This window comes from Colwellia hornerae (assembly GCF_007954355.1).
GTDB classification, from domain to species: domain Bacteria; phylum Pseudomonadota; class Gammaproteobacteria; order Enterobacterales; family Alteromonadaceae; genus Colwellia_A; species Colwellia_A hornerae.
Map to the genome: position 1 here is coordinate 1 of NZ_VOLR01000024.1, position 13,268 is coordinate 13,268.

Genomic DNA, 13,268 nt, shown 5'->3' on the forward strand with positions numbered 1-13,268 from the left:
TGGTTCGAACGTCTTGTTAGAAACATTGGATGTTTACCATTCAATATTCGTAACCAACAGGAGCATGTTCCACCTAATCTAATAGTAAGTTACTTTATGAGATTAAGTGGCTTGGTCGAACTATAAGCCATAATAGCTGATTGGCTTGAATAACGTTTGTTTTAGCCGCATATATAACCCAATACTCTTTTCTAGGAATAAAAACATGACTCAACATTTTGACTTTCTTGCCATTGGCGCAGGAAGTGGCGGTATTGCTTCTGCAAATCGCGCAGCAAAGCTTGGTAAAAAAGCAGCAGTAATTGAAGCTAAGCAAATTGGTGGCACTTGTGTCAATGTAGGTTGTGTACCGAAAAAAGCGATGTGGTATGCCGGGCAAATTGCCGATGCGTTACATTACGCTGCCGATTACGGTTTTAATGCACCGTTGCAAGGTTTTAATTGGAGCACATTAGTTAAAAACAGAGAAGCTTATATAGAACGTATTCACGCGGCCTATGCGCGCGGTTTTGCCAGTAACGGTGTGACTGTTATTGATGGTTTTGCAAAATTTATTAATAAAAACACCGTAGAAGTTAATGGTGAAAAAATTACTGCTGACCACATTGTTATTGCTACCGGTGGTCGACCTAGTATTCCCACCATTAAAGGTGCTGAGTACGGTATTGATTCAGATGGTTTTTTTGCCTTAACAGAACAACCAAAAAGTGTTGTTGTTGTTGGCGCGGGTTATATTGCCGTAGAACTTGCTGGCGTATTTCATGCTTTAGGCACTACGGCTCATTTATTAGTGCGTAAAGAAAAGCCGCTGCGTGGTTTCGACGATATGCTCAGTGACACCTTAGTCGAACAAATGGCAAAACATGGTCCAACACTTCATAACCACAGTACGCCTAGCCATGTTGAAAAGCATGATAACGGCCAACTGACTGTCCATTTAGAAAATGGCAAGTCTGTGGGGCCGGTTGACTCCTTAGTTTGGGCAATAGGTCGAGAGCCGGCAACAGATAAGATTAATTTAGAAGCGGCTGGCGTAACAATGAACGAGCAGGGTTTTATTACAACAGATAAATACCAAAATACTAATGTTAAAGGTATCTATGCAGTGGGTGATAATACCGGTCGTGCACAACTAACACCGGTAGCTGTTGCCGCTGGACGACGTTTATGTGAGCGTTTATTTAATAATAAACCTTATGAGCATTTAGATTATTCAAATATTGCCACTGTGGTGTTTAGTCATCCTGTTATTGGTACTGTTGGTTTATCAGAAAAAGAAGCGCTTGCAGAATATGGCGTAGAACAGGTTAAGGTTTACAATTCACAGTTCACTGCCTTGTATCAGGCGATGACTGAAGATTATCGTGATCCTACGCGTATGAAGCTTATATGTGTCGGCAAAGAAGAAAAAATAGTCGGTATTCACAGTATCGGTTTTGGCAGTGATGAATTATTACAAGGGTTTGCGGTTGCGATGAAGATGGGTGCGACTAAAGCGGACTTTGATAATACTATTGCGATACACCCAACGAGTGCTGAAGAGTTTGTCACTATGAATTAAGTGGCGTTAAGCACTCCTTTAAGTAAGTGTTGGCGTCATCTTCGCGAAGTTAATGATGACGCCAATACAACTTTATCGTTGGTAATAAATAGGTTACTTACAGTGTAAAACGCTCTACTGAACTTGTTAGCGAGTGCGCTAGGTTATTCACATCTTCACTTCTTTTGTGCATATTACTGGCTTCCATGGCATTCTTATTTGCCGCATCAGCTGTTTCATTCATTGTTTGCTCAATTTGTTCACTATAAACCAACTGTTCTTGTGCCGCAGTGGTAATGCTTTTACTCATAGAATCAATCGCTTTTAAGGTATCCTCAATTTGGTTAATGGCATGGCTTAATTGCTGACTTTGGGCAACACACTCACTGGCTTGTGTTTGACCTTCAGAAATAGCCTTAACCGCAATAGAAGTATCTTTTTGTAAATTATTAATCATCACTTGTATTTCAGCGGTGGACGCTTGAGTACGAGAAGCTAATGATCTTACTTCATCAGCAACCACTGAGAAACCACGACCTTGCTCTCCGGCTCTTGCCGCTTCAATAGCCGCGTTTAACGCCAGCAAGTTAGTTTGCTCGGCAATACCACCAATGGTATCTAAAATACTTCCTATGCTCCGGCTATGCTGGCTAAGTAATTCCATAACTTCAACCGACTCACCCAGTCGAGTTGATAACTGCTTAATACGCTTGCTGTTATCGTTAGCAATATTATTAATATCTTGGCTGCGTTGAGATGCTTCAGTGACATGTGAGGCGGTAATAACTGCTTCATCCTTCACCATACTTGAACTGGCAAACATTTGTTCAGCAAGCTGCTTGGCATTATCGATACGGGTAATTTGTTGACTGGCCGATTCGGAAATAAACAAACTCTGTTGGTTGGTTAACGCCGCAGATTCATCAAGCGAATGAGCGTCTTTATTAATGGTGTTAAGTAAATGAGTCAGATCATCAGATAACTTATTAATATTAGTAATAAGCCCGCCAAATTCATCATCACTGCGCTTCTCCATGCGCTTTGATAAGTTGCCGCTGGCAATTAATGCTAAGGCTTTATTCACTGCCTGTAATGGGCCAATCATTGCTTTAGTGGTGACATAAGTAATAAAGGTCGCCATAACAATAAAGATTAACGCTAAAACGATGGCTAAAGTTTTTCCTCTTTCAATTTCCTCTTGGGCATTATTTTGAAAATGGACAAAACGTTTATTAGCTAATAGAACTAACTCATCAAGTTTTGCATAGCTTAAATTATAAGATTGGGTTGCTGAAAGATAAGCTTCCTTTGCTTGATGTTGCAGATTGATTGTTTGCTGTTGTAATTGGTATAAACGACCCGGCTGTTGAATTGATTCTTGCATTATAGTCAAGTTTTGCTTGAAGTCATTTAGCAGTTCATTGGCATTAAGTGGTTCAGCTTGCTGGACTAAATAAGCAAAATTAGTTTCAATATTATTGATTAAAAAAACCATATCTTCTTGGTGCTTAGTCACTAAGTCAGTTAACGCTATGCGGTCAAGCCCTGACATAGTGTTGCCTAAAGTAAAAAGCGAGTCATCAATACGCGTACCTGTGCCGATAACCTCATCAAGTAATTTTTCCTGACCGGTCGCTTCAAGAATTTCTAAATCAAGCATGTGCGTGCTTGCTTGATAGCGAGCGTTTTCAAAAGTTTTATAGTCATTTTGAAAGTCTATCGTCGCTTGCTGATGCCCTATTTTTGCAGAGAACATTGCTTGTATATCGGTTGAATATTGTTGATATTGCACTTGCGCTTCTTCAAGAGCCGATTGCATTTGTGCTTGTTCAGTGACTTTTAAGCGTAATAGCTGAACCGTTTGTTGGTAATCCTTTTGTAGGAGATTAAACTGTTTTAAGCTTTCTTGTAACTCATTAGCATCAGATTGGGTGTAAGCAACAGCCGCTTGCTTCATCATTTTGAGCAATTGAACTTGTAAGGTACCACTTTGTTTTTGTACAGGAACCGCTAATGTTTCGACATTATTATTAGCGTCAGAAATTTTATTTAATGAATAATAAAAAAAGCTACTCGCCGTTAGTAATAATAATCCAATCGTGGTGAAACCAAAGATGATTTTTTGTTTTATGGTAAGATTCAGCATTAATTAAGCCTTGTGTTTCGTTGCTCATCCTTTAATTGTAATCCGATATTTACTTAACGTGATAAAGATGTGCATTTATTATTAAAAATGTCTTAGATAAAAGCGTTTTACCTAACAATTAAATCAAATTAAATTAAAGGGTGACCTACTGGCCTAATAGACATCCGTTTCTTATGTGTAATTACAATATCACGGTAATCTTCGCTACTCAATAAAGGTATGACCAGATGCGCGCACTAAAAATATAACTATATTGCATTTAAAATTAAATATTATTTATGAAAATAAAGCAAGAACAATCAAGTGATATTTTTTTGTTAAAGTTCGCGCTTTATTCAACTTATAGATAAATTAATTTTGCTTTTTTTTTATCTTTTAAATCGCGCAAAGTCTTACTGTGATTCGCTTATGTTTTTTAGTTATTTAAAGCGATTTTATACCACTAAAATAATTTAATAATTGTCTGGTATTGAGAGAAAATTCTGGTACTCTCTTACCTCGTTTATTTGAGCAGCACAAAAAACACACAATTAATAAGATGCTGAAAACGTACAGGATAAAATTTTTATCCACATAAATAAAAATAATAATAAATATGTGAAAAAGGAATTTCAAAATACCTTTTCCCAGTAAAAACAATAAACTATCGATAAATTTACCGTAATAGCTATTTAGTTGTTATGGATTTCTACGTTGTTTTCAACATACTTATCCACAATTTTAACGATCTTTTGCGACTAATTTTATAGATTAAGTGGAGAGAATGTACTGAGTATGGCATCCTTAGCCAAATTTCCTTCTAGTCACATATCATCATGACAAATTCTGCTTTATCGCCACTCATTTTAGTAGATGGTTCTTCGTACTTATTCCGTGCTTATCATGTTCCATATTTACAAGCGTTATCGACAAAAGATGGTCAACCTACCGGTGCGATTACTGGCGTGTTAAACATGCTAAAAAGTCTGAAAAAAAATTACCCAAATGGCAATGTAATTGTGATATTTGATGCGAAAGGTAAAACCTTTCGTAATGACATGTATCCTGAATATAAAGCTAATCGACCACCTATGCCCGATGACCTTCGTACTCAAATTGCACCGATACATGAAATTGTTGCCGCTATGGGGTTACCGCTATTAGTGATTGATGGTGTCGAAGCCGATGATGTTATTGGTACCTTGGCAGAGCAAGCGAGCAAAGCAGGTATCGACACCGTTATTTCAACAGGCGATAAAGACATGGCGCAGTTAGTTGATAAGCATGTCACGCTTATTAATACCATGACGGATGTAAAAATGGATGTTGCCGGTGTTATTGAAAAATTTGGTGTTCGCCCTGATCAAATTATCGATTACCTAGCGTTAATGGGCGATAAGGTTGATAACATCCCAGGTGTAAATAAATGTGGACCTAAAACTGCAGTTAAGTGGTTGCTTGAGCATGAAAATTTAGACAATGTGATGGCTAATGCCGGTAACGTAAAAGGTAAGATTGGTGAGTATCTACGTGAAGCACTTGAGTTCTTGCCACTCTCTTATGAATTAGCAACCATTAAACTTGACGTACCGCTTGAGCAAACCGCAGAGCAATTACAGCCAGGTGTTGCCGATGTTGAAAAACTCACCGAACTATACACTCGATTTGAACTGCGTCGGTTATTAGCAGACTTACAAAATGGCGAATCCGCTGTTGCCAGCTCGCCAGGGCAACAAACTTCAAGTGTTGACACTATTGAAGAGGAAACGCCTCTAGTCGATGATATTGAAACTGACTATCAAATTATCTTTAGTGAAGCTGATTTTACTTTATGGTTAACGAAGTTAAAAAATGCTGAGCTCTTTGCCTTTGATACCGAAACAACCAGTGTCGATTATATGAAAGCAGAGTTAGTAGGCTTATCATTTTCAATAGCAGTAGGGACTGCCGCTTATGTGCCACTTATGCACGATTATCCCGATGCGCCTAAACAACTCGACCGTGAGTGGGTATTGGCGCAATTAAAACCTCTGCTAGAAGATAAAAATCAAGCAAAAGTCGGTCAGAACTTAAAGTATGATGCTAACGTGCTTTCTCGTTATAATATTGAAATGAAAGGTATTACCTTTGATACCATGATCGAGTCTTATTGTTTAAACAGTGTCGCCACTCGCCACAATATGGACGCGTTAGCGACTAAATATTTAGGCTACAAAACGGTCAGTTTTGAAGAGGTTGCTGGCAAAGGTGCTAAAAAATTAACCTTTAATCAAATTGAAATTGAAAAAGCGGGTCACTATGCCGCCGAAGATGCCGATATTACCTTACGCTTACATCAAGCCATTTATACTCAGTTAGAAAAAAATAAAGACCAATTATCAGTCTTTACCGATATTGAAATGCCCTTGCTACCTGTTTTAGCCCGTATGGAACAACACGGTGTTTTAATCGATTCTGATTTGTTGAATGAACAAAGTCATGCACTTGGCATGCGCTTACAAGAATTAGAAATTCAAGCACATGATATAGCAGGACAAACGTTTAACTTATCATCACCCAAGCAATTACAAAAAATATTGTTTGAAGAGTTAAAAATCCCTGTTATTAAGAAAACGCCAAAAGGTGCTCCTTCAACTGCTGAAGAAGTGTTACAAGAGCTGGCGCTAGATTACCCTTTACCGAAAGTTATTTTAGAAAATCGAGGTTTGAGTAAGTTAAAATCGACTTACACCGATAAACTGCCTTTATTAGTGTGTAAGTCAGGCCGAGTACATACTTCTTATCAACAAGCCGTTGCAGCGACTGGTCGCTTATCGTCGACCGATCCAAACCTTCAGAATATCCCAATTCGTAGCGAAGAAGGTCGAAAAATTCGTTTAGCGTTTATTGCCCCCAAAGATCATAAAATTGTTGCAATAGATTATTCCCAAATAGAACTGCGTATTATGGCGCATTTATCTGATGATCCCGGCTTAGTCTCAGCCTTTTCAGAGGGGCGAGATGTCCATAAAGCAACAGCAGCGGAAATATTTGCTGTCGATTTAGCCGAAGTGACGGTTGATCAACGTCGGAGCGCTAAAGCGGTAAATTTTGGTTTGATTTATGGGATGTCAGCGTTTGGTTTAGCAAAACAACTTGATGTGCCTCGTCATCGTGCACAAGAGTATATGGATAAATATTTTGAACGTTATCCTAATGTGATGGCTTATATGGAGGACACGCGTCAGCAAGCGGCTGAACAAGGTTTTGTAGAAACATGCTTTGGTCGTCGTTTATATTTACCTGACATTAAAGCTAAAAATGCGATGCGCAGAAAAGGCGCTGAACGTGCCGCTATTAATGCTCCGATGCAAGGCACTGCCGCAGATATCATTAAAAAGGCGATGTTAGCCGTAGACGAATGGATACAAGCTCAGCAAGACCCACGTATTCAAATGACAATGCAAGTACACGATGAGTTAGTGTTTGAAATTCATCAAGACATCGTTGAGGAAACAACGGCAAAGCTTGTTGAAATTATGAATGGTGCAGTGAAGTTAAAAGTACCACTTATTGCCGAAGCGGGTATAGGTGATAACTGGGAGCAGGCGCATTAACTATATAAACTTACTTTTTTGGTTTTTTAGAACCAAAATGTAATTAAATTACATAAAGTGCTTTACAGAAGTAGAATGATTACTCTATAATATATTTGTTCTTTTGTGAACGCTTGTTGTAATAATTTGTATATTTAAGCTCTCCTCATAGCTTATAAGCCGATGACCTTGTCATCGGTATTTTTTTGCCTAAAATATGATGAACTTACTTTATGTAATTATATTTCATTAAATGAGATGCCAATGCCACTTAATAACTGATCACTATTAGTCATTAATTGAATGGAATTGGCTTAACAATATTAGCTTTTAGGATCAACAATAGCCTCTATCGGCTTAGGCTTAGTCCGGCCAGACTTTCGTAATGCATCACGCAGCACGTACTCTATTTGTGCGTTTAAACTGCGTAATTCATCATCAGACCAACGTTGCATCGCAGACAAAATCTCTTCATTGATACGAAGAGGGTATGCTTTTTTTGCCACAATATTTCTCCCTCAATTGATGATTAATACAAGCTGCCGGTATTCACTACGGGTTGAGCCGCTTCGTCGCTACATAAAACGACTAATAAGTTGCTAACCATCGCGGCTTTTCTTTCTGCATCAAGTTCGACAATCTGACGCTCTTCTAATTTTGTTAACGCCATTTCAACCATACCGACAGCACCTTCAACTATGGTTCTACGTGCGGCAATAATTGCCATAGCTTGTTGACGTCTTAGCATAGCGTTGGCAATTTCTGGTGCATAGGCTAAATGACTAATACGAGATTCAATAACCGTGACCCCGGCTTTTTCTAATCTGTCTTGTACTTCAATTTTTAATGCCGCTGAAATTTGCGTGGGATCGCTGCGTAAAGAGATGCCGTCATCTTCGTGATGGTCATACGCATAACTTGTCGCTAAATTACGTAAAGCAGATTCACTTTGAATAGACACAAAATCTTCATAATCATCAACTTGAAAAACAGCCTCGGCGGTATCGGTTACTTCCCAGACAATAACGGCAGCAATTTCAATGGGATTACCATTTTTGTCATTAACTTTAAGTTTACTACTTTCAAAATTTCTAACCCGTAAAGAGACGCGCATTTTTGTGTAAAAAGGGTTGGCCCAACGTAAGCCTGAATCATGAACGGTGCCAGCGTACTTACCAAACAATTGCATCACTCGAGCTTCTTTGGGATTAACCATAAAAAAACCAAACCAGCAAATGAAAATAGCGAGGGTAACAAGTAAACCAATAATGGCAAGCGTGACATTGTTATTTATTATGTTATTAATTGAGAAAGTGAACGCAGCAATCTGTGATGCCAGTAAAACAAAAATAAACATAATACCATTAGGGGCTTTGATCTCTTTTTCTGTAATCATATTATTCTCAGTAGGATTTCTATAAGTGATATCATTATGATATCACTTTTGATTTATTGCAAGTATTAACAGAGCAATATTAATTGAGAAGATATTTATCGAAATAGTCGAGAGTCAGCACAATAGTAAAGTTATTCGATCTTTGATGATTTCGATCAATTTTGACGAGTTCAGGCTTAGCTATAATCTTACTATCATTATTCAACAGGAAAATATAATGGGATGTTGTGGAGGCTGTGGCGGCGAAGGTCACGAACCAGTGAAAACTGAAACACAAGAACAGCAAGAACAAGATAATAAAAAAGAAGAAGAGTAGCGAAAACGCTTACTGACATTAATTGAGACAACAAGGGTTGTCTTTTTTTTATTTTGAATTTAAATGTTAACAAATAAGTAACAAATTATTGCAAAACAGAAATATCATTGGCAAAGCAAGTGAGCAAATCATATATTAGGGGTAGATACTGGCGCAGAAGCTTAGCGCGAGAAAATATATTTATATAAATAATAAAGCCACCAAGGAGCATAAATTGAAAAAATGGAGCATTCCACTGCTATTAACTTGTTTAGCAGCATGTGAACAAACCGCGCCAACTACCACCATGGCTGAAGTGACATTACCAACAGGTGTTAATTTTGTTGAGCAAGTAATGGCAGCAGCGGGTAAAACTGTTATTCCTTATCAAAAATATACCTTAAGTAATGGTTTGACGGTTATTCTTCATCAAGATGCTTCTGATCCCTTAGTCCATGTTGACATGACCTATCACGTTGGCTCTGCTCGCGAAGAGTTAGGTAAGTCAGGTTTTGCTCATTTTTTCGAACATATGATGTTTCAAGGTTCTGAAAACGTAGCCGACGAACAGCATTTTAAATTAATAACTGAAGCTGGAGGTACCTTAAATGGGACAACTAACGGCGATCGAACTAATTATTTTCAAACGGTTCCAGCTAACCAACTAGAAAAAATGTTGTGGTTAGAGTCTGACCGTATGGGCTTTTTGGTTGATGCGGTAACGCAAGAAAAATTTGAAGTTCAACGTGAAACTGTAAAAAATGAAAGAGGACAAAGTTATGATAATCGTCCTTACGGTTTATTAGGCGAGAGAGTTGCCGAAGCGTTATATCCGGCAGGTCACCCTTATTCATGGCAAACCATTGGTTACTTAGAAGATCTAGACCGCGTAAATGTTAACGACCTAAAGGCCTTTTTCTTAAAATGGTATGGCCCAAATAACGCAACCTTAACCATAGGTGGTGATATTGACGCGAAAGAAACGTTAGCCTTAGTGGAACAGTATTTCGGATCTATCCCACGCGGACCTGAAATCGCTATGCCTGAAAAACCTACATTTACTATTAACGAAGATCGTTATATTTCCATGGAAGATAATGTCCATTTACCTTTAGTGTATATGTCTTACCCAACAGTTTCTGTTCGCCATGCAGATGAAGCTCCACTTGATGTTTTATCCAGTATTTTAGGTGGTGGTAAAACATCTTTGCTTTATAAAAACTTAGTGAAAAATCAATTAGCGGTTCAAGCTTCAGTGGGACATCCCTGTGCAGAATTAGCGTGTACCTTTACTTTATTAGCGTTACCACACCCCGCTTCAGGAAAAACATTAGCAGATATAGAAAAAGTGATTCGCGACAGCTTAGTTGAATTTGAAGAGCGTGGCGTGGAAGACGACGATCTAGCGAAAGTTAAAGCGAGTATGGAGGCAAGCTTTATCTTTGGTTTACAAAGTGTTTCGGGCAAAGTGAGTACACTTGCGGCTAATCAAACATTTAAGGGCGATCCAAATTATATTGAAAAAGATATCGCACGTTATGCCAATGTTACTAAGGCCGATGTTATGCGGGTCTTTAAAAAGTATATTAAAGGCCAACATGGGGTGATCATGAGCATAGTGCCTAAAGGTAAACTTGATTTAATTGCCGCGCAAGACAATTTTATTCCTGCACCGCGCAGTAAAGGCCAAGCATCTAAAACCTCAGCGGAGAGTTTAGTGGTGCGCAAAGCTAGCGATAACTTTGATCGCAGTAAAATGCCAACCTCAGGTGCCAATAAATCTGTAGCAGTGCCACAGATGTGGAACAAAACTTTAGCCAATGGTATTAAAGTCTTGGGTACGCAAAGCATTGAAACCCCAACAACATCATTATTGTTAAAAATACCTGCAGGTCACTACTACTCTGAGAAAGATAAAGCGGGTGTTGTTTCGTTACTTGCTAGTGCATTAAATGAGTCGACCACTAAACGTAGTGCCGAAGAAATGAGCAATGAATTACAAAAATTAGGTAGCTCAATCGCTATCTATGCAGGTAATCAATACTTGAATATTAATGTCAGTACCTTAACCAAAAACCTTGATGCGACGATGGTACTGGTTAATGAAAAATTAATGCACCCAGCATTCATTGAAGCAGAGTTTTCACGTAACAAAAGTAATGCTATTCAGGGCGCGATTAATAGTAAGAAAGATGCAGGTTATTTAGCCTCAACAGCTTATCGTCAATTATTGCAAGCTGACAACATTGCTGCAACATCAAGCCAAGGTACTGAGCAAAGTCTTAATAATATTACCTTAGCGGATGTTAAAGCCTTCTACCAACAGCAAGTAAAACCCAGCGATAGTCAGTTAATAGTCGTTTCAGACCTGAAAGAAAAAGCGTTAATTAAATCACTTAACGTCTTTTCTACCTGGCAAGGTAAAGGAACAAGCTTAGTGTTAACACTGGCTAAACCTGAAACAAAAGCGGGTGTTATTTATTTAGTAAATAAAGAAGGCGCAGCACAATCAGCGATTCGCATTGGTAAACGCTCTATGACCCAAGATATTGTCGGTGAGTATTACAAGTCTTATTTAATGAACTTCACTTTAGGTGGTGCATTTAATAGTCGTATAAACTTAAATCTTCGTGAAGATAAAGGCTACACCTATGGCGCACGTTCTGGTTTTAGTGCTGACAAATTTTCTGGTACGTTTACCGCTTCTGCTGAAGTTCGTGCTGATGTGACCGATAAGTCAATTGTTGAATTTGTTAGCGAGATAAAAGGCTATCGCGAGCAAGGCATTACCGCGGAAGAATTAAGTTTTATGCGTAATTCAATTAACCAAAGAGATGCGTTGAAATATGAAACACCACGGGCAAAATTAGGTTTCTTAGCACAAATCCTAGAATACGACTTAAAGCCAAGTTTTGTGCAAGAACGAGCTGAGATTGTTGAAACAATCAGTGCCGAGGAAATCAATGAGCTAGCGAAGAAACACTTAAACTTAGCAGAAATGTTAATGGTTGTTGTTGGTGACGCTAAAACATTGAAACCCCAACTGAAAGCATTAGGTTATGAAGTGATTGATTACGAAATCTAATCTCACGTTGTGCTCTTTGAGTCATTGATATAAAGCCTTAGCGATAAACGTTAAGGCTTTTTTATGTTCAGGATTAACGGTATGTCGCGGTGCCATGGATGGCAAGGAGCGACGATGTTCAGGATGAACGGTCATGACAGCTCTTAGGCATCCATGCCTTCGCTGCATTAGTGCCTCCTGCACGTCATTTTTGTTCCAGACAAATCATAAGTACCTACATCCATGTAGGCAATGTCGCGGTGCCATGGCCGTTTTTTGACATCCATGTCATCACGGCATTAGTACTTCCCTATACGTCGATGGCAAGGAGCGACGATGTTCAGGATGGCCTTTCTCAGACTTCCTGTCTTTCAAGGCATTAGTACATCCATGTACGTCAATGGTCATGACAGCTCTTAGGCATCCATGCCTTCGCTGCATTAGTGCCCCCTGCACGTCATTTTGTTCCAGACAAATTATAGTCCCTACATCCATGTAGGCAATGTCGCGGTGCCGTGGCCATTTTTTTGACATCCATGTCATCACTGCATTAGTACATCCATGTACGTCGATGGCAAAGAGCGAGACGGTGAATAGACACGGAGTTGAAACTCACTCATAAGTTGTTAAGGCTGAATGAGCTGTAATGATCACTTTGTGCGCACTGCCAACAGCAGCGTTTATAATATTAACCTCCTAAACAGTTTACAGTGAAAAATTAACTCATAACGGGAATGAACTTGCATATGATTGTTCACATATCATAAATAAACTCTTATAATACAATGCGTATTGTGTTTAGAGGTTTATATGTTAAAAGCAGTTTCAAGAATTTTTGTTATAGCGATGATGCTGGTCGCCTTTGTCGGGCAAGCAATCACCTTTAATACCTCTATGTCTTGTGAAACTTCAGTTAACTCTCTATCTTCTAACGCCAGTGAACGAGTAAAGCATTATGATTTAAACACCCTTGATACCGTTAGCCTAGAAGATTGCTGCGGTATTGAATGTTGCGGTGTTAATTGCACTTGTATTGTTAATGCATGTTCATCATCTGTATATTTTAATACGGTAGTTAACTCAGCTAAAACAGCTGTTTTAGCTGAGGTTTTTTATATGCAACAATCTGAACAGGCAAAATTTATTTCTCCGTTACTTTATCGCCCTCCCATTTTTACCTCATAAGCACTGAGCACACCAAAAATTGTACAATTTATAACTTTTCAAGTTGATCAGCGCCATTGTGCTGAATGATTATTAAGTCATACCCGAG

Annotated in this window: 7 protein-coding genes; 4 read left to right on the forward strand and 3 right to left on the reverse strand. The window is 38.7% G+C overall.

Features of this window, described 5'->3' with window-relative positions; translation table 11 throughout:
• The first annotated feature begins 205 nt into the window (after positions 1-205).
• Positions 206-1,561, forward strand: coding sequence for a glutathione-disulfide reductase (gene gorA, locus ESZ26_RS15220; RefSeq protein WP_146800318.1), 1,356 nt, complete (start codon positions 206-208; stop codon positions 1,559-1,561).
• A gap of 97 nt (positions 1,562-1,658) precedes the next feature.
• On the opposite strand, the gene ESZ26_RS15225 is transcribed toward gorA, so the two are convergent.
• Entirely contained in the window at positions 1,659-3,686 is a 2,028-nt protein-coding gene (locus ESZ26_RS15225; RefSeq protein WP_146800319.1) for a methyl-accepting chemotaxis protein, read from the reverse strand.
• An 815-nt stretch (positions 3,687-4,501) separates the two neighbouring features.
• On the opposite strand from ESZ26_RS15225, the gene polA reads away from it, so the two are divergent.
• Complete coding sequence (polA, locus tag ESZ26_RS15230; protein ID WP_146800320.1) at positions 4,502-7,261, forward strand: DNA polymerase I; 2,760 nt, start codon at positions 4,502-4,504, stop codon at positions 7,259-7,261.
• 302 nt (positions 7,262-7,563) lie between these two features.
• Here the strand turns inward: polA and ESZ26_RS15235 are convergent, their stop codons facing one another.
• Both ESZ26_RS15235 and ESZ26_RS15240 read right to left on the reverse strand, forming a co-directional pair.
• Positions 7,564-7,695: a type II toxin-antitoxin system antitoxin gene (locus ESZ26_RS15235; protein ID WP_483400378.1), complete on the reverse strand. Its 132-nt coding sequence runs from the start codon at positions 7,693-7,695 to the stop codon at positions 7,564-7,566.
• A gap of 74 nt (positions 7,696-7,769) precedes the next feature.
• Entirely contained in the window at positions 7,770-8,636 is an 867-nt protein-coding gene (locus ESZ26_RS15240; protein ID WP_146800322.1) for an SPFH domain-containing protein, read from the reverse strand.
• A 530-nt stretch (positions 8,637-9,166) separates the two neighbouring features.
• Here ESZ26_RS15240 and ESZ26_RS15245 point away from each other — a divergent pair.
• Positions 9,167-12,016 (forward strand): M16 family metallopeptidase, encoded by a 2,850-nt coding sequence (locus tag ESZ26_RS15245; protein WP_223271672.1) that lies wholly within the window; start codon positions 9,167-9,169, stop codon positions 12,014-12,016.
• Positions 12,017-12,805: 789 nt separating this feature from the next.
• Entirely contained in the window at positions 12,806-13,180 is a 375-nt protein-coding gene (locus tag ESZ26_RS15250) for a hypothetical protein (protein WP_146800323.1), read from the forward strand.
• Positions 13,181-13,268 lie beyond the last annotated feature (88 nt).